This is a genomic window from Corynebacterium appendicis CIP 107643 (assembly GCF_030408415.1).
In the GTDB taxonomy this organism is placed as follows: Bacteria; Actinomycetota; Actinomycetes; order Mycobacteriales; family Mycobacteriaceae; genus Corynebacterium; species Corynebacterium appendicis.
Genome location: NZ_CP046976.1, coordinates 1867115 through 1884447 on the forward strand (window position 1 = coordinate 1867115; position 17333 = coordinate 1884447).

Annotated in this window: 15 protein-coding genes and 1 pseudogene; 2 read left to right on the top strand and 14 right to left on the bottom strand. The window is 64.0% G+C overall.

The window, feature by feature from the left end; all coding sequences use genetic code 11:
- Positions 1-57: 57 nt before the first annotated feature.
- The 6 genes and pseudogenes from murI to clpS form a co-directional block, all read right to left on the bottom strand.
- On the bottom strand, positions 58-873 hold the full coding sequence (murI, locus tag CAPP_RS09190; RefSeq protein WP_076599897.1) for a glutamate racemase: 816 nt from the start codon (positions 871-873) through the stop codon (positions 58-60).
- A 42-nt stretch (positions 874-915) separates the two neighbouring features.
- Positions 916-1425 carry a MarR family winged helix-turn-helix transcriptional regulator gene (locus CAPP_RS09195; protein ID WP_076599896.1) on the bottom strand — a complete coding sequence of 170 codons (510 nt, stop codon included), beginning with the start codon at positions 1423-1425 and terminating at the stop codon, positions 916-918.
- A 407-nt stretch (positions 1426-1832) separates the two neighbouring features.
- A pseudogene (locus CAPP_RS09200) lies at positions 1833-2417 on the bottom strand (rhomboid family intramembrane serine protease); the annotation flags it as partial.
- 196 nt (positions 2418-2613) lie between these two features.
- The gene (locus CAPP_RS09205; RefSeq protein WP_234959000.1) at positions 2614-3633 is read right to left on the bottom strand and encodes a P1 family peptidase; all 1020 of its coding nucleotides are present in this window, start codon (positions 3631-3633) and stop codon (positions 2614-2616) included.
- A gap of 1 nt (position 3634) precedes the next feature.
- A complete protein-coding gene (locus CAPP_RS09210) occupies positions 3635-4174 on the bottom strand; it encodes a DUF2017 domain-containing protein (RefSeq protein ID WP_076599895.1) in 540 nt (179 codons plus the stop codon).
- Between the two features lie 83 nt (positions 4175-4257).
- Complete coding sequence (clpS, locus tag CAPP_RS09215) at positions 4258-4584, bottom strand: ATP-dependent Clp protease adapter ClpS (RefSeq protein WP_234958999.1); 327 nt, start codon at positions 4582-4584, stop codon at positions 4258-4260.
- 118 nt (positions 4585-4702) lie between these two features.
- On the opposite strand from clpS, the gene CAPP_RS09220 reads away from it, so the two are divergent.
- Together CAPP_RS09220 and CAPP_RS09225 are read left to right on the top strand one after the other, a co-directional pair.
- Positions 4703-6049 carry a nicotinate phosphoribosyltransferase gene (locus tag CAPP_RS09220; RefSeq protein ID WP_076599894.1) on the top strand — a complete coding sequence of 449 codons (1347 nt, stop codon included), beginning with the start codon at positions 4703-4705 and terminating at the stop codon, positions 6047-6049.
- Positions 6046-8061: an ATP-dependent DNA helicase gene (locus CAPP_RS09225; protein WP_076599893.1), complete on the top strand. Its 2016-nt coding sequence runs from the start codon at positions 6046-6048 to the stop codon at positions 8059-8061. Before CAPP_RS09220 ends, CAPP_RS09225 begins: the two co-directional genes overlap by 4 nt.
- Positions 8062-8067: 6 nt before the next feature.
- Here the strand turns inward: CAPP_RS09225 and CAPP_RS09230 are convergent, their stop codons facing one another.
- The 8 genes from CAPP_RS09230 to ykgO all read right to left on the bottom strand — a co-directional run bounded on the left by CAPP_RS09230 (position 8068) and on the right by ykgO (position 17260).
- Complete coding sequence (locus CAPP_RS09230) at positions 8068-8805, bottom strand: aminoacyl-tRNA hydrolase (protein WP_076599892.1); 738 nt, start codon at positions 8803-8805, stop codon at positions 8068-8070.
- Positions 8805-10055 carry a phosphoserine phosphatase SerB gene (gene serB, locus CAPP_RS09235; protein ID WP_076599891.1) on the bottom strand — a complete coding sequence of 417 codons (1251 nt, stop codon included), beginning with the start codon at positions 10053-10055 and terminating at the stop codon, positions 8805-8807. The genes CAPP_RS09230 and serB overlap by 1 nt, the downstream gene beginning before the upstream one ends.
- Positions 10056-10150: 95 nt before the next feature.
- The gene (gene ctaD / locus CAPP_RS09240; protein ID WP_076599890.1) at positions 10151-11992 is read right to left on the bottom strand and encodes an aa3-type cytochrome oxidase subunit I; all 1842 of its coding nucleotides are present in this window, start codon (positions 11990-11992) and stop codon (positions 10151-10153) included.
- 273 nt (positions 11993-12265) lie between these two features.
- Positions 12266-13270 (bottom strand): class 1b ribonucleoside-diphosphate reductase subunit beta, encoded by a 1005-nt coding sequence (gene nrdF / locus CAPP_RS09245; protein ID WP_076599889.1) that lies wholly within the window; start codon positions 13268-13270, stop codon positions 12266-12268.
- A gap of 61 nt (positions 13271-13331) precedes the next feature.
- Complete coding sequence (gene nrdE, locus CAPP_RS09250) at positions 13332-15494, bottom strand: class 1b ribonucleoside-diphosphate reductase subunit alpha (RefSeq protein ID WP_076599888.1); 2163 nt, start codon at positions 15492-15494, stop codon at positions 13332-13334.
- A 90-nt stretch (positions 15495-15584) separates the two neighbouring features.
- On the bottom strand, positions 15585-16109 hold the full coding sequence (nrdI, locus tag CAPP_RS09255; protein WP_076599887.1) for a class Ib ribonucleoside-diphosphate reductase assembly flavoprotein NrdI: 525 nt from the start codon (positions 16107-16109) through the stop codon (positions 15585-15587).
- Positions 16110-16269: 160 nt separating this feature from the next.
- Positions 16270-16503, bottom strand: a complete 234-nt coding sequence (nrdH, locus tag CAPP_RS09260; protein ID WP_076599886.1) for a glutaredoxin-like protein NrdH — start codon at positions 16501-16503, stop codon at positions 16270-16272.
- Between the two features lie 634 nt (positions 16504-17137).
- Complete coding sequence (gene ykgO / locus CAPP_RS09265; protein WP_003852698.1) at positions 17138-17260, bottom strand: type B 50S ribosomal protein L36; 123 nt, start codon at positions 17258-17260, stop codon at positions 17138-17140.
- Positions 17261-17333: the final 73 nt, after the last annotated feature.

Here is a 17333-nt window from a genome sequence, read left to right on the forward strand (position 1 = left end):
AAATCTAAACAAAAGTGAGGTTTTCGATGCCGTGTCGGGTGTGGTGTTTCACGCCACTTACTGGGCGTCGTGCGCGACAGCGGACATCTGCGGACCGAGGAAACGAGCAGCGAGGCGGTCGAACGCCTCCGGGTCGCCGGTCGTCTCGAATGTCCGCGTCGGCGCGTGGTCCGGGTCGGCGAACATGTTCTTTTCCGTGAGCACGCGCAGCACGTCCTTCGCGGTCTCCTCAGCGGACGACACGAGCGTGACGTCGTCACCTATCGCCAACTGGATCACGCCGGACAACAGCGGGTAGTGGGTACAGCCGAGCACGAGCGTATCGACGCCCGCGGCCTGCAGCGGCTCCAGATAGCCCTGCGCCACCCCGAGGATCTGGCGCCCCGAGGTGACTCCCCTCTCGACGAACTCGACGAATGCCGGGCAGGCGGCAGCGGTGACCTCGACGCCCGACGCGATGGAAAACAAGTCTTGGTACGCGTGCGAGCGGATCGTGGCCTGCGTGCCGATGACGCCGACCTTGCCGTTGCGGGTCGTAGCGATCGCGCGGCGGACCGCTGGCTGGATGACCTCGATGACCGGGACGTCGTAACGTTCGCGCGCGTCGTGCAGGAAAGCGGCCGAGGCCGTGTTGCACGCGATCACGATCATTTTGCAGCCGCGCTCCACCAGTTCATCCGCGATAGCAGTGGCGTGACGGCGGACGTCCGCGATCGGTTTCGGGCCGTAGGGCCCATTAGCGCCGTCGCCGATGTACATGATGGACTCACTGCCCAGCTGGTCCATGACCGCACGCGCGACTGTCAGGCCGCCGAAGCCTGAATCGAAAATGCCGATCGGGGCGTTGTTGTGTTCGCTGCTCAACTCAACCACGGTGACGGATTCTACCGTGGCGCATACCCTGCTAAAGAGACGCTATGCGACACCGGCGGCGGGCAGCTCGGCGCGCTGGCGCGGCGCAGGAACAGCCTCGCCCGCGAGCGCGGCGTTGATGCGGGTCAGCGCAGTGGAGAAAACCTCGAGTTCGTCGCCGGTCAGATTGTCGAAGAGAATGCGGCGCAACTCAGCAATGTAGCCCGGGTGGCCCGCCTGCACTGCGCGCTGTCCGGCCGGAGTCAGAGCCGCGAACGTGGCGCGGCCGTCGTTCGGGTCCGGGATACGGGCGACGAAGCCCTTCTTCTCCAAACGGGTGATGACCCGGGAGAGGTGAGACAGCGACATAGCCGTCGCTTCAGACAAGTCCGTCATGCGGCGGGACGCGTTCGGGTTCTCGCTGATCTTCAGCATCGCCTGGAACTCGAAGTAGGTGACGTCAGCGTCGCGCTTCAGCGTCGCGTCCAGGACGCACGGCAACTGCATGTTGCACGACCACATGCGTGCCCAGGTATCCGCTTCCTCGGCGGTGAGCTTCTCCATGTTTTCCATGGAACTTAGATTAACTTAAGGTTTAAGAGTTCCATAACGGGACACGTCTACATTCTGCAAACTTACTAGACACCACGCACGGCTTAGCATCAGATCACATCCGTGTCATTAAGGAACGGCTTAGCTTGCCTGGAAAGCGATGGTCACAGACTTATTTTTGCGGGAAGCTTCAAGACAAAAGGAACCGGGGCACCGGGCGGTTCATGTTCGTACCGGTGCCCCGCTAGAAGGCTTTTTGCCCCGCTTTACGCCCGCGGCGGATTGTAAAACGGCCCCGACTGCGGAGGGTTGCTTGGGAAGCGCGGGGTGTGCGGGTCCGGCTGCGTCCCCTGGTGGGTGTGCGGGCCCGGCTGCGGATAGGGCTGCTGCTGCGCTGCGGTGGCGCCGACAGTTCGCTCCGCGCGAAGCTTTTCAGCCTTTTTCGCTTCCCGCTTCGCGCGCAGTGCCGGCGGGTCGTCGGACGTGATGAGCATGCCAGCGGCAATGCCGCCGATCGCGCCGAAAAGGTGGGCTTGCCAGCTGATGCCCTCGTCAACAGGCAGCACGCCCCACACCAGACCGGAGTAAAGGAGCCCCAGCACCACGCCCAGCGCGATCTGGGCGCCGGAGCGGTTGAAGATGCCGCGGACGAGCAGGTACGCCAACCAGCCGTACACCAGCATCGATGCACCGACGTGGTTGGTGCCCGGCCCGCCGAACAGCCATGTGCCCAAGCCTCCGATCAGCACCACGAACGCGGTGACCTCCCAGAACACGCGGTGACTAGAACAGCCGATCAGGAACGCGAAGATCGCGCCCGGCACGGTGTTGGACAAGACGTGGCTGAAGTCCACGTGGAGGATCGGGGACGTGAAAATATACGGCAGGCTCGACAGCTCGAGCGGGTGAATGCCGAAGTAGACTAAAGCGCCGCCGAAGATGAGCGTGCTGATGATGTGCACGGCCCAGATGAGCACCACATACCCCACCGCATAGGTCAAGCCACGCTTCATTTGCGCACGGCGCGTGTTCTGCGATGGTCGCTGGTGCGCAGGCGTGCGGAAACCGCCGGGCTGGCCGAACGAAGCGGACTGGCTCTGCTGGTTCGTGCGGTGCGCTTGGGCGGACTGCGCATACGGGTTGTGCGTCTGCTGGTTCCAAGAGTTCTGCGGCGTGGAATACGGGTTATTGCTCATGGTGCCGTTCAGCTTAATGTGCTGCTGTGGCGATGTCTCCCCACGCCGCAACGTCGTAACCGGGCGATGCTGCAGCGACGCCGTCGACGATGGCCGCCTCGACGCAGCGGGCGGACGCGTCGCACAGCGTGTAATAGAGATCGGGGTCGGCATCCGCGGGGCTCACTGCGGAGTAGGCGTCGGCACTGGCAGTAGACACGGCAAAGAGCGAGTCGCCGTCCAGCGGCGAATGCGAGGGGCGAACCGCGCGGGCAATGCCGTCGTGCCCCGTCATGGCGAGACGCTCCAGCTGCGCCTGCGGCAGCGGGCAGTCGGTGGCGATTACACCGATAGTGGTGTTGAGCTTCGGTGCCGGCCGCTCCAGCGCACTGAACTGCTCGAGGTCCACCGGCGGACGCGAGGGGTCGCCGAAGAACCTGCCGGTCTCTGGGTCGATCACACTGCCAAGCGGGTTCGCAACGACAAGCGCTGCGACCGTGTGCACAGCGCCGTTCTCGCCCGCGACGGTGGTCTGCGCGGTGCCCACTCCCCCGCGCAGCACGCCGGCCGTCGCACCGCAGCCGGCACCGACGCTGCCAGATTCGGGCGCACCTCCGTCGTCGAGGGCAGCCTGCACCGCAGCGGCTCCGTCCTGGGCTCCCGGACGGTGGCCGGGGTCGCCGATGATGAGGTCGAAGATCACTGCGGCGGGGACGATCGGCACGCGCGGGCCGGGCTGATCCTCGCCGAAGACAGCGAAGCCGCGGCCGCGGGACTCGAGTTCGCGCATCGCCCCGTCAGCCGCGCCCAAACCGAAAGCGGATCCGCCGGACAAGACGACGGCGTGAACGCGCTGGACAGTGTTGTGGGGATTGAGCAGGTCGGTCTCCCGTGTGCCGGGACCACCGCCGCGCACGTCGACCGCGCCGGTCATGCCCGCGTTATCCGCAGCGACGAGCGCTGTCACGCCGGTGTCACCGAGCGAGACGTGACCAACTCGCAAGCCGGGGATGTCGAATTGTCCGGGCTGCACAGCGGCGGGAGTGGCGGGCACGCTATTCACCCATCAGGGCTTCCAGCAGGGAGTCCTGGCAAAACGCCAGCCACTCGACGAGATTGTCGCGGTCCTGCTCCGCCGCTTCATTCTTCGCGTCGGCGGAGGCGACGTAGAGGCGCATGTCGTTGAGCGCGGCGATAACCTGGTGGGCTTCCTCTTCCTCGACGGTGACGGCCACGCCACCGGTGGGGCCCAGCGCAGCGTTGATCACCTGGAGGTTCATCAACTTCGCCTTGATGATGTCGTTCTCGTGCAGGCTGCGCAGCAACGAGTTGTCCCCGTCGAATTCCTCGTCGCCTTCGCGCTCGAAATCGGGCAACAAGCGCGCCAGGGAAGGATCCTCCGGCGCCTCGCTGTGGCCGGACGGCATGTCCATCATCGCGGCCAGCTCATCCTTCGGCGCCGACTGGGCACGCTGGATCAGCGCCTCAGAGACCGTGGCTGTCAGGTCGCCGATGACTTCGCGCTCCATCGGGTCGAACACGGTGCTGTAACGCGGGGTGCGCATGAGCCCTTTCTTCCGCCGCCACGGCTGCATCTATTCGCCTCTCCCTCGAACCAGTTTCAATGTCTGTCGCTGTCTGTCACTGCCGGTTGAATTCACCGGCATTGGCCGCGGTGCTAGCCGGCCTGCTGCATCGTGGCCCACAGGCCAGCGGTGTGTAGCTTCTTCACGTCGCCTTCGACCTTGTCCTTCTCGCCGGAGGAGACGACGGCTTTGCCTTCGGTGTGCACCTGCATCATTAGCTCTTGGGCGCGCTTGCGCCCGTACCCCAGGACGGTCTGGAAGACGTAGGTGACGTAGCTCTGCAGGTTCACCGGGTCATCCCACACAATGCACATCCAGGGCAGGTTCTCGGCGACATCGACGTCGACGTCGATGTCCTCGTCGAGCTCAGGCGTAGCCATCGGGGAGCCCATCCGAATCTCGCGTGTGACACCAGTCATAAGCCCAAGGGTACTAGACTTCCGCTGCCCGTCGCGGGGCGGCCGTCGTCACGCGTGCGTGTGCCCGCTGAACGCACTAGGGCGCCGTGTGGTCCACCCACGGACTAATGTTGTGCCCATGACTACGCCCGAGTCGGACATCCAGTCCAGCGACCACCAGACCTCCACCGCCTTTTTGACGGACATGTACGAGCTGACCATGCTCGACGCCTCCATGAAGGACGGGACGCATTCGCGCCCGTGCGTGTTCGAGGTCTTCGCCCGCAAACTGCAGCACGAACGCCGCTACGGCGTCGTCGCCGGCACGGGCCGTTTGATCGAGGCAGTGCGCAAATTCCGTTTCACCGAGGAGCAGCTCGCCACCGCCGATTTCCTGAGCGAGGAGACGAAGGACTTCCTGCGCAATTACCGCTTCAGCGGGCAGATCGACGGCTACCGCGAGGGCGAGCTGTACTTCCCCTACTCCCCCATCCTGACGGTGCGCGGCACGTTCGCGGAGTGCTGCATTCTGGAGACGGTGATTCTGTCGATCCTGAACTCGGACTCCGCTGTGGCGACCGCGGCGTCGCGCATGGTCACCGCGGCGGACGGCCGCCCGATCATGGAGATGGGGTCGCGCCGCACCAACGAGCAGTCCGCCGTGACCTCGGCACGCGCCGCGTACATCGCAGGCTTCGATTCCACTTCCAATATGGAGGCCAGCCTGCGGTACGGCATCCCGGCCGCCGGCACCGCGGCGCACGCGTGGACCCTGCTGCACACCGACCCGGACGGCACTCCGAACGAGAAGGCGGCGTTCAAGGCGCAAATCGAGTCGCTGGGGGTGGACACGACGCTGCTGGTGGACACCTACGACATCACCCAGGGCGTGGCCAACGCGATTGAAGTCGCGGGGACGGAACTCGGCGGCGTGCGCCTTGACTCGGGCGATCTGGGCATCATGTCTCGGCGTGTGCGCGCGCAGCTCGACGGCCTCGGCGCTTATAACACCAAGATCATCGTTTCCAGCGACCTCGACGAATTCGCCATCGCCGGTCTGCGCGGCGACCCGGTCGACGGCTTCGGTGTGGGCACATCCGTGGTCACGGGCTCAGGCGCCCCGACCGCGGGCATGGTGTACAAGCTCGTCGAAGTCGACGGCGTCGCGGTGGCGAAGCGCTCGTCCGGCAAACAGATGAAGGGCGGCGCGAAGGGCGCGGTGCGGACCTACCGCGGCACGGGTGTCGCGGTGGACGAGATCGTCTACCCGCAGTCCAACCCGCCGGTGAACCCGACAACGCTGGATTACCGCGAGCTTGTCATCCCGCTGATGCGCGACGGCGAGATCGTCGACGGCCAAGAGGATCTGGATGCCTCCCGCGAGCACCTGGCCAAGCAGCGCGAGACGTTGCCGTGGGAGGGCCTGTCCCTGTCCCGCGACGAACCGGCTGTGCGCACACGCTTTATCGGCTTCCCCGAAGAGTGACGGGCGCGCAAGAGGACAACGAGCAGGATAAGGATCCGGACCGCCCGCTCTCGTTGTCGACGGAAGAGCTTCTCGACGCAGCGGTGGACGCCCTCGGCGGCGCCCGCCGTCCTGGCCAGGTGGCCATGGCGGAAGCAGTGTCGAATGCCGTGGAGTCCGAACGGCACCTCGCGGTCCAGGCCGGCACCGGCACGGGCAAGTCGTTGGCCTACCTGGTGCCCGCAATCCGGCACGCCCAGGCCACTGACACCACCGTGATCGTCTCCACCGCGACGCTCGCGCTGCAGCGCCAGCTCGTGGAGCGCGACCTGCCGCGGCTCGTCGAGGCACTCGACCCGCTGCTGCCGCGCACACCGACCTTCGCCATCCAGAAAGGCCGGTCGAACTACCTGTGCCTCAATAAGCTCACCGTCGACCAGGAAGCGCCGGAAGCGCTCATGGACACCGACGAGGTCTCATGGCTCGGCGGGCACATTAAGCGCGTCCATGAATGGGCCGACGAGACGGAAACGGGCGACCGCGACGAGCTCGAGCCGGGCGTGCCGGATATGGCGTGGCGCCAGGTCTCCGTCACCGCGAACGAGTGCCTGGGCGCCACGCGCTGCCCGCATGGCGAGGAATGCTTCGCCGAGGCCGCGCGCCGCCGCACGCAGGACGTGGACATCGTGGTCGCCAACCACGCTTTGCTCGCCATCGATGCCATGTCGGACGTGAATATCCTCCCCGAGCACGACGTTGTCATCATCGACGAGGCCCACGAGCTCGACGGCCGGGTCACATCCGTGGCCACCAACGAGCTCTCCGCACGCGCACTCACTCTCGCCGCGCGCCGCGCCGGGAAGCTGAAGGCGAAGACCGAACAGCAAAAGCTCGAAGAGCTTATCGACGACTTCTCCGCCGTCCTCGACCTGGAAACCCCCGGCCGCTGGGAGACGATTTCCGATCCTGCCCGCGCCTCGTTTGCCGCTGTCCGCGACGCCCTGTGGCGGACTCGCGAAGCGATCGCGCGCGTACCCGAAGGTGAGGCGACGAATGATCCGGAGACGTTCGCCGAGCGTGAGAACCTGAAGAACCATCTGCAGGAGCAGCACGATTCACTCGTGCGCATCCTCGAAGTCTTCGACGAGGAGGATCCGACTAAGCACTTCGACGTGGTCTGGCTGACCCGTTCGGAGCGCTACGGCGATTCCGTGGCTGTCGCGCCACTGTCGGTCGCCGCCCTTCTGCGCGAGCGTCTCTTCACCGAGCAGACCGTCGTTTTGGCATCAGCCACCCTCGCCGTCGGCGGTAATTTCCGCGCCATGGCGGCCAATTGGGGCCTGCCCGACGGTTCCTGGGACAGCCTCGACGCCGGCACGCCCTTCGACCCGCGAAAGAGCGGCATTCTCTACATCGCACGGCACCTGCCGCCACCCGGACGCGACGGGCTGCGCAGCGAGACCCTCGACGAGATGGCCGAACTCATCACCGCGGCCGGTGGCAGGACGCTGGGGCTGTTCTCGTCGAAACGCGCGGCCGTCGAAGCCGCCGAAGCACTGCACCCCCGCCTGCCCTTCGACATCTATGTCCAAGGCGACGATTCGATCGGTGCGCTGGTCAAAGAGTTCACTAACAACGAGAATTCCTGCCTTTTCGGCACACTGACTCTGTGGCAGGGAGTGGATGTGCCGGGTAGCTCTCTGTCCCAGGTGATCATCGACCGAATCCCCTTCCCCCGGCCCGACGACCCGCTGCTGCAGGCGCGCAGCAACGCCGCCGACGCCGCCGGCCGCTCCGGGTTCATGGAAGTCTCCGCCACACACGCCGCTCTCCTGCTGGCGCAGGGCACCGGCCGCCTGCTGCGCAGCACCACCGACCGCGGCGTCGTCTCGGTGCTCGACAGTCGCCTGGCCACGAAGCGCTACGGCCAATTCCTCCGCGCATCGCTGCCGGATTTCTGGCAGACGACCGACCCGGAGGTCGTCCGCGGCGCGCTGCGCCGGTTGACCGCGCCGCAAAAGGGCGGGAAGTAGACAGCCCTAGGCGTATTTACCCGGCAGGGCGACGACGGTCGTGGATCCGGGAGCGACCTCTGTGAAGCCGCTGTCCTGCACCGCCACCGCGGCGGTGTCGGCGGCGAGCTGCGCGAATTCAGCGCGCGGGATCTCCCGGACTTGCAGCGGGAAGCCGTCGGCGGCCCACGCTGAGACGTGTTCCTCGCTCATCGCGGCGGCGAGCAGCATCGAGCCGTGCCCGGCCTGGGCGGCGGCTTTGCCGGCGGTCATCTCCAGCTCGGCATCGACTGCGATGAGAGGAATCGATGCGTCCGGCTGGCTTTGCTCATCTACCGGCAGCTCCGTGCCGCGGATCTGGAGCTTGGAGAGCAGGTGCGGGACGTCAGCCACCGCCGACGGAATGAACGCGCGGGCGGAAGCTCCACCCACTGTCGCGGTGCAGCCCGGCAGCGCCTGGACATTATCCCACCCGGCACCGCGGGCACGCCGGGCGATTTTGCGGATGCGGTGGCCGTACCACTGCCCCAGCGCGTCGCGCCAGGCGCCGTTTTGGCCCGCACGGGGGTCGAGGCACACCGCGACGACGGCTTGAGCAGCGGCGGCCAGCAGTTCGTCCCGCCTTGGGCGGTCCGGTTTCGGCACGTGCAGCGCGATCTGCATGGCCTGCACCGTCTGCGGGTCGTCGGGGTCCTCGTCGCCCCGCCCGGGGGCGGTTAGGGACTGGACGAGGAAGCGGTGGGCGTCGATAAGCTCGCTTCCCATCAATCGAGTGCGACCTTGCCGTCGATGCCCTGCTCGTCGTTGAGCACGTCGATCTCGTGGCGCGGAACGCCCATGATGTAGAGCACCGAGTCGAGGAACGGGTAGCTCAATGCGGTGTCGGCGACCTCGCGCAGCGCCGGCTTCGCGTTGAACGCGATGCCCAGGCCCGCCTGCGTGATCATGTCGATGTCGTTGGCACCGTCGCCCACCGCGACCGTCTGCGACATGCGCAGCCCGGAATCCGCGGCGAATTCCGCGAGGAAATCAGCCTTTGCCCGCCTATCGACGACCTGCCCGATCACCTCGCCCGTCAGCTTCCCGTCAACGATCTCGAGCGTGTTGGCGCGCGCGTAGTCCAGCTCGAGGTCGGCCACCAGGGGCTCGAGCACCTGGATGAAGCCGCCGGAGACGACCGCTGTGCGGTACCCCATTTGCTTCAGCGTGCGGATCGTCGTCCGCGCGCCCGGTGTGAGCACGATACCGCGGGCGACCTCGTCGATCACCGTCGCGTCGAGCCCCGCCAACGCCTTCACGCGCTCGCGGAGGGACTCCTCGAAGTCGAGCTCGCCGCGCATTGCGCGCTCCGTGACCGCGGCGACCTCTTCCTCGCGCCCCGCGTGCGCGGCGAGCATCTCGATGACTTCGCCCGTGACCAAGGTGGAATCGCAGTCGAAGCAGACCAGGCGCTTCGAGCGGCGCGCGAGCCCGGCACGCTCGATCGCGATGTCCACCCCGAGGCCCGACGACAGCTCGGCGAGCGCCTTGCGCACCGTGTGGCTGACCTCGTCGCCCTGCCCCGGGATGGTGATGGACAGCTCGAGACCCGTCACCGGGTAGTCGGAAATCCCGCGGATGCGATCGATATTGGCACCGAAATCTGCCAAGGTCCGGCCGATCTCCGAGACATCTTCCGCCGTCACCGGATTGCCCAGCACCACCACCGCGTGAGTGGAACGCTTGCGCTGCGGGGCTAGAGCCTCCTCCTCGGTCTCGATCAGGACGGCGTGGTCCGACAGCTCCGATGCGGCCTCCAGATCGCGGCGCAGCGCCTCCACCGCTGACGGTTTGACCCCCGCGAAGGCCGCCAGAGCCAGACGTCCCCGGAAATTAGCCTGTTCCGCGTCGAGGAGCTGCACCCCGTGCTGCGACAGGATGGCGAAAAAAGCCGCCGTCACACCCGGACGGTCCGCTCCCGTCAACGTAATCACGGCGTAGTGGAGACCAGGCTGCAAAGCGACGGCGTAACTCATGGATACGAAACTACAGCACGAAGCCCCGCACCACTCGAAGTGGTGCGGGGCTGTCAATCAGGAGCGGCTTTTCGCAGCCGCTGAGTCGTACGCGACTAGTCGGTCACTTTGGTGGAACCCGATGCCGGACCGCGGCCTTCAGCCGGGCGGACGGTGGTCACCGCTTCAGTCTCGGTGCGCACGGCACGACCATCGGTCTCGCCCGGGGTGGTCGCCTCGGAGCGCGGGTCGTGGTGGCCGGTGTGAGCCTCACGGCGCATGGTCTCAACCATGTGCGGGTAGTGCAGCTCGAAGGCCGGACGCTCCGAACGGATGCGCGGCAGGGACTCGAAGTTGTGTCCCGGAGGCGGGCACGAGGTCGCCCACTCAAGGGAGTTGCCGTAGCCCCACGGATCGTCGACAGTGACGACCTCGCCGTAGCGCCAGGACTTGTACACGTTCCAGATGAACGGCAGGAACGCGATGCCTAGGATCAGCGCGCCGACAGTGGAGATCTGGTTGAACAGCGTGAAGCCGTCAGAGTCCAGGTAGTCGGCGTAACGGCGCGGCATGCCCATGTTGCCCAGCCAGTGCTGGATCAGGAAGGTCGTGTTGAAGCCGATGAAGGTCAGCCAGAAGTGCCACTTGCCCAGGGTCTCGTCGAGCATGCGGCCCGTCATCTTCGGGAACCAGAAGTACACGCCGGCGCAGGAAGCGAAGACCACAGTACCGAACAGGGTGTAGTGGAAGTGCGCGACGACGAAGTAGGAGTCGTGCAGCTGGAAGTCCAGCGGCGGGGAGGCCAGCATGATGCCGGTCAGACCACCGAAGAGGAAGGTAGCCAGGAAGCCCATCGCCCAGATCATCGGCGTCTCGAAGGTCAGGTGGCCGTTCCACATCGTGCCAACCCAGTTGAAGAACTTCACGCCGGTCGGAACCGCGATCAGGAAGGTCATGAACGAGAAGAACGGCAGCAGGATTGCACCGGTGGCGTACATGTGGTGCGCCCAGACAGCCATGGACAGGCCACCAATAGCCAGGGTCGCGAAGACCAGGCCGATGTAGCCGAAGATCGGCTTACGGGAGAAGACCGGAACGACCTCGGAGATGATGCCGAAGAACGGCAGTGCGAGGACGTAGACCTCCGGGTGGCCGAAGAACCAGAACAGGTGCTGCCACAGGATGGCGCCGCCGTTAGCCGGGTCGAAAATGTGGCCGCCGAGCTTACGGTCGTACAGCACACCGAGAGCAGCCGCGGTCAGCAGCGGGAAGATCATCAGCGCCATGATGGACGCGACGAAGATGGTCCAGGTGAACACCGGCAGGCGGAACATAGTCAGGCCCGGCGCACGCAGCGTCAGGATGGTGGAGACCATGTTGATGGCGGACGCCAGGGTACCGATACCGGTCGCACCGACACCCAGGATCCACAGGTCAGCGCCCACACCCGGTGTGTGGATCGCGTCAGCCAGCGGCAGGTACATGGTCCAGCCGAAGTCGGCTGCGCCGCCCGGGGTGAGAAAGCCGGCGAGCATCGCCAAAACACCGGCCTGGGTGATCCAGAAACCGAAGGAGTTCAGGCGCGGGAAGGCCACATCGGGTGCGCCGACCTGCAGCGGCAGCACGAAGTTGGCGAAGCCCCAGACGATCGGGGTACCGAACGCCAGCAGCATCACTGTTCCGTGAAGGGTGAACAGCTGGTTGAACTGTTCGTTGGACAGGAACTGCAGACCCGGGGAGAAGAGCTCCGCGCGGATGAGCAGTGCCATAAGGCCACCGACAAAGAACCACACGAAGGACATGATGATGTAGAAGATGCCCAGCTGTTTGTGGTCTGTCGTGGTCAACAGGTCGTAAAAGCGGGTACCTTTACGTGCCTTTCCGGTCGGCTCCGGCCGGACCGGGGCGACAACGTCGGTCCCAGCCGTGTTGTCGAGCCGTGGTGCCACAGCAGTCATTCGTTTCCTCCTGATTGAGACTCAGCCGCGTCTCACCGCTGGCGCTCTCCGAGTCACCGGCGGCACCCCAAGCAGGCGCATGGGTAGGCGCAACTAGTACCGCTTCATCTTAACGGTCGGCCCAGCCAAAATCCAGACATCACAGGCCACACCCATTTTGGGCGTGGCACCTGCTCGATTGGCCGTGACTGATTGACCCCGGATTGGGGAGAGCGGGCCTGAATCGCTCAGGCCCGCTCCCGATGATGCGGATTGATTTATGAAAAGTCGGGTTTAGAAATCCCAGTCGTCGTCCTGGGTGTCCTCGGCCTTGCCGATGACATAGGACGACCCGGAGCCGGAGAAGAAGTCGTGGTTCTCGTCGGCATTCGGCGACAGGGACGCGAGGATCGTCGGTGAGACCCGGGTCTCATCGGACGGGAACAGACCTTCATAACCCAAGTTGTTCAGCGCCTTATTCGCGTTGTAGCGCAGGAAGCGCTTCACGTCCTCAGTCCAGCCCAACGGATCGTAAATGTCCTCGGTGTACTGGCTCTCGTTGTCGTAGAGGTCGTAGAGCAGATCGAAGGTGTACTCCTTCAGCTCGTCCTTGCGCGGCTCGCTCTCCCCCGCCAGCGCGCGCTGGTACTTGTAGCCGATGTAGTAACCGTGCACTGCCTCGTCGCGGATGATCAGGCGGATGATGTCGGCGGTGTTGGTCAGCTTGGAGTGCACCGACCAGTTCAGCGGCAGGTAGAAACCGGAGTAGAAGAGGAAGGACTCGAGCATCACGGAGGCGATCTTGCGCTTCTGCGGGTCGTCGCCCTCGTAGTAGCTCATGATGATCTTCGCCTTGCGCTGGAGGTTCTCGTTCTCCTCCGACCAGCGGAACGCGTCGTTGATCATCGGGGTGGACGCCAACGTCATGAAGATATTGGAGTAGCTCTTCGCGTGGACGGACTCCATGAAGGCGAGGTTGGTGTACACGGCCTCCTCATGCGGAGTCGTGGAATCCGGCAGCATCGACACGGCGCCGACGGTGCCCTGGATCGTGTCCAGCAGCGTCAGGCCGGTGAAGACGCGCATCGTCGCCTGCTTCTCGTCGTCGGTGAGCGTGTTCCAGCTCGGGATGTCGTTGGACACCGGAATCTTCTCCGGCAGCCAGAAGTTGCCGGTCAGGCGGTCCCAGACTTCCAAGTCCTTATCGTCCGGAATGGAATTCCAGTTGATCGCCTTGATCGGCTGCTCATTAGCGGCCAAGTACGAGTCGTATTCATGCGCGTCAGTCACGCAGATCATCCTATCTATTTGCAGGGAAAACGTCGGGGTGGGAATGCACGCTTCGTCGATAAGCTGCTGCTTACAGCATGCAGGACACGCAGCCTTCGATCTCGGTGCCTTCGAGCGCCATCTGGCGCAGGCGGATGTAGTAGAGCGTCTTGATGCCCTTGCGCCACGCGTAGATCTGTGCGCGGTTGAGATCGCGGGTGGTCACCGTGTCCTTGAAGAACAAGGTCAAAGACAGGCCCTGGTCGACGTACTTCGTGGCCACCGCGTAGGTGTCGATGATCTTCTCGTAGCCGATCTCGTAGGCGTCGGTGAAGTAGTCGATGTTCTCGTTGTCCATGTGCGGCGCCGGGTAGTAGACGCGGCCGATCTTGCCTTCCTTGCGGATCTCGATCTTGGACGCGATCGGGTGGATCGACGAGGTCGAGTTGTTGATGTAGGAGATCGAGCCGGTCGGCGGGACAGCCTGCAGGTAGCGGTTGTAGATGCCGTCGCGCGCGATGTCCGCCTTGAGCTGCGCCCACTGCTCCGCGCTCGGCGGCTGCGCGGAAGAATTGGCGAAGATCGCCTTGACCTTCTCCGTCTTCGGCTGGAAATCCTCCGGGTTGTAGCGGTCGAAGAACTCGCCGGTGGCGTACTCGGAGCGCTCGAAGCCTTCGAAAGCCTCGCCCTTTTCCACGGCGATTGTGTGGGACGCCTTGAGGCATTCATAGAGGACGGATGCGAAGTACGCGTTGGTGAAGTCCAAGCCTTCCTCGGAGCCGTAGTGGATGTGCTCGCGGCCGAGATAGCCGTGCAAGTTCATCTGGCCGAGGCCGATGGCGTGTGACGCGTCGTTGCCCTCGCGCACGGGCGGCACGGAGTCGATGGAGGTCTTGTCCGCCACCGCGGTCAGGCCTCGGATCGCGGTCTCCACCGTCTTCGAGAAATCATCCGAATCCATCGACATCGCGATATTGAGCGAACCGAGGTTACAGGAGATATCGTTGCCCAACTCCTTGTACGTCAAGTCGTCGTTGAGCACCGACGGGGTGTTGACCTGGAGGATCTCGGAACACAGGTTGGACATGTTCACGCGGCCGATCTTGACCGGGTTCGCCCTATTCGCCGTGTCCTCGAACATGATGTACGGGTAGCCGGACTCAAACTGGATCTCCGCGATGGTCTGGAAGAACTGGCGGGCGTTGATCTTGGACTTGCGGATGCGCGGGTCCTCGACCATCTCCTCGTACTTCTCGGTGACCGAGATGTCCGCGAACGGGACGCCGTAGACGCGCTCGACGTCGTACGGGGAGAACAGGTACATGTCGTCGTTGCGCTTGGCCAGCTCGAAGGTGATGTCCGGGATGACCACGCCGAGCGAGAGCGTCTTGATGCGGATCTTCTCGTCCGCATTCTCGCGCTTGGTGTCGAGGAAGCGGAGGATGTCCGGGTGGTGCGCATTCAGATACACCGCGCCGGCGCCCTGGCGAGCACCGAGCTGGTTGGCGTAGGAGAAGGAGTCCTCCAAAAGCTTCATCACGGGGATGACGCCGGACGACTGGTTCTCGATGTGCTTGATCGGCGCGCCCGCCTCACGGATATTGCTGAGCAGCAGCGCCACGCCGCCGCCTCGCTTGGACAGCTGCAGCGAGGAGTTGATCGCACGGCCGATGGACTCCATGTTGTCCTCGACGCGCAGCAGGAAGCAGGACACGAGCTCGCCGCGCTGCGCCTTACCCGCATTCAAAAACGTCGGGGTGGCCGGCTGGAAACGGCCCGTCATGATCTCGTCGACCAGCGCGGACGCCAGAGCCTCGTTGCCGTCGGCGAGGAACAGCGCCGTCATCGACACACGGTCCTCGAAGCGCTCCAGGTAGCGGCGCCCGTCGAACGTCTTCAGCGTGTACGAGGTGTAGTACTTGTACGCGCCGAGGAAGGACTTGAAGCGGAACTTGTAGGAGTACGCGCGCTTGAACGTGGACTTCACGAACTCCCAGTCGTACTTCTCGATCGTCTCCGGCTCGTAGTACTTGTTCTCGACAAGGTAGTCCATCTTCTCTTCCAGGTCGTGGAAGTAGACGGTGTTCTGGTTGACGTGCTGCAGGAAGAACTGGTTCGCCGCCTCACGGTCTTTGTCGAACTGGATCTGGCCGTTCTCGTCGTACAGGTTCAAAAGCGCGTTCAGCGCGTGGTAATCCAGCTGTTCGGTCTGGCTCACCGGCTCAGCTACGGTCTTCCCCACAGTGTCGGTCACGGTTTTCGGGCCTTTCTCAAGCAGTGATCAAATACGTAATTTCAGGGCTAAATATTCAACCGTCCAGTTGGACGGCCAGCAGTTATGCAGCTACACAGCGTGGTAGCGCTCGCGCAGCCGGGCGAGACGCAGTTCACTTTCCGACGTCTCCGCCCGACGCGCCTCCATCACCTCACGCTCCTGCGCGGTCAGCGGTTCAAGGCCGAGCTTATCGACGCCCGCCACCAAGTTCTCGCGGACCTTCTCCACGTCCTCCTCCGAGCCCATCAGCTCGAAGCGGTACAGATACGGCACACCCGTCTTTTCAGCGATGACGTCGCCCGCCTTGCAGAAATCCGGGCCGAAATTCGAGTTCCCCGCGGCGATCACGCCGCGCAGCAGCTTCCGGTTCGCCTCGTCGTTCAAGAAACGGATCACCTGCGCCGGCACCGGCCGCACATTCTCGTGCGTCAACGACACCCCGCCGCCGTAGGTCGGGCACACCAGCACGTACGGCTCGTGAACTTTCAGCGGCGCGTCACTCCTCCGGAGCGGAATCCGTGCACTCGGCAGACCGAGCTTGTCCACAAAGCTGTGGGTATTGCCCGTCGCGGAAGAAAAGTAAACGACCAACATGACTGATTGCCGACCTTTGACTCACAAAATGTCCGACAGAAACGACAAGAACGAGGAACGACTAGAACAAACGATGAAATTATGGATACGCTGCGCGGAGCAACCACCGCTAAACGTTAAGCCGCCAACAACGTGACGGCTTGAACTTCATGCGGGGCGGCTACGCGGCGCTCTCAGCGAGGGAGCGGATGCGGTCCGGGCGGAAGCCCGACCAGTGCTCGCCGTCGACCTCGACGACCGGGGCCTGCAGGTAACCCAGCGCCATGACGTAGTCGCGCGCGGAATCGTCCATGGAGATATCCACGGTGTTGTACTGCAGACCAGCGCGGTCCAGTGCCTTCTTCGTCGCATTGCACTGAACGCAAGCCGGCTTGGTGTAAAGGGTGATCGACATAGTTCTCAAGGCTCTTTTCTTCTCAGAGGATGTTCGGGCTAGTGAGACTTACCTGGCGGCCACAGGGGTGCCGCTAGCGCTCGAATCAACTGAAGAGTGGTGCGGCATCGAGCGATGCGCCGCGCCCGCACCCCATGGGGGCGAACACCAAGAGACACTATACGTTGTGCCATATTATGGCAACCGATACTATATGTAGTAGTTACACGCATGGTATTCGCAGGATAGACAGGGGAAATAACCTACATGTAGTTTCACCACAGCCGTTAGCACACGAAAAACGGCTTACACAGATGGAATTTTCGCCGAAATATTTTCCTCTGCGTCCAAGATCACACCGGAACTGCGCCGAAACCGCGCCGCGACTCCACTGTCTCACGGCATGCCCCGGCAACGAATTCACCAAATCATGCGACGCCTGCTTCGCCGCATCCATACGCGTGCCACCGTCGGCGTCTTCCTCACTCATCGACCACGAGGCATCCAGAAAGGCCAAATCTAACCCCCGTGCGACACGCCGAGCTAGACACACATTTTGTCGTTCAACCCACAAGCTGCGTGCGCAGCGCATGAAAAACGCCCCCGCCGAGAGCACGAAGCTCATTGCGACGGGGGCGTCGATCTTTTTATGCGTTTAGCCCTGGCGTGCCTTGAAACGCGGATCCTTCTTGTTGATCACGTAGACCTTGCCACGGCGGCGGACAACCTGAGCGCCCGGCTTGTTCTTCAGCGACCGAAGGGACTTACGGACCTTCATCGGGCGCTCCTTTCTACTCGTTAATGTTCCGAGTGGCCGCCGCGACTCCACCTAAATACGAGCAGGTGGCGAC

Excerpts from the sequence above, each read along its gene's own strand:
- serB (WP_076599891.1), bottom strand. The coding sequence starts at position 10,055 with ATGAGTTACGCCGTCGCTTTGCAGCCTGGTCTCCACTACGCCGTGATT.
- nrdI (WP_076599887.1), bottom strand. The coding sequence starts at position 16,109 with ATGTTGGTCGTTTACTTTTCTTCCGCGACGGGCAATACCCACAGCTTT.
- CAPP_RS09220 (WP_076599894.1), top strand. The coding sequence starts at position 4,703 with ATGACTACGCCCGAGTCGGACATCCAGTCCAGCGACCACCAGACCTCC.
- clpS (WP_234958999.1), bottom strand. The coding sequence starts at position 4,584 with ATGACTGGTGTCACACGCGAGATTCGGATGGGCTCCCCGATGGCTACG.
- CAPP_RS09230 (WP_076599892.1), bottom strand. The coding sequence starts at position 8,805 with ATGGGAAGCGAGCTTATCGACGCCCACCGCTTCCTCGTCCAGTCCCTA.
- nrdF (WP_076599889.1), bottom strand. The coding sequence starts at position 13,270 with ATGATCTGCGTGACTGACGCGCATGAATACGACTCGTACTTGGCCGCT.
- CAPP_RS09210 (WP_076599895.1), bottom strand. The coding sequence starts at position 4,174 with ATGCAGCCGTGGCGGCGGAAGAAAGGGCTCATGCGCACCCCGCGTTAC.
- ctaD (WP_076599890.1), bottom strand. The coding sequence starts at position 11,992 with ATGACTGCTGTGGCACCACGGCTCGACAACACGGCTGGGACCGACGTT.
- nrdH (WP_076599886.1), bottom strand. The coding sequence starts at position 16,503 with ATGTCGATCACCCTTTACACCAAGCCGGCTTGCGTTCAGTGCAATGCG.
- CAPP_RS09195 (WP_076599896.1), bottom strand. The coding sequence starts at position 1,425 with ATGGAAAACATGGAGAAGCTCACCGCCGAGGAAGCGGATACCTGGGCA.
- ykgO (WP_003852698.1), bottom strand. The coding sequence starts at position 17,260 with ATGAAGGTCCGTAAGTCCCTTCGGTCGCTGAAGAACAAGCCGGGCGCT.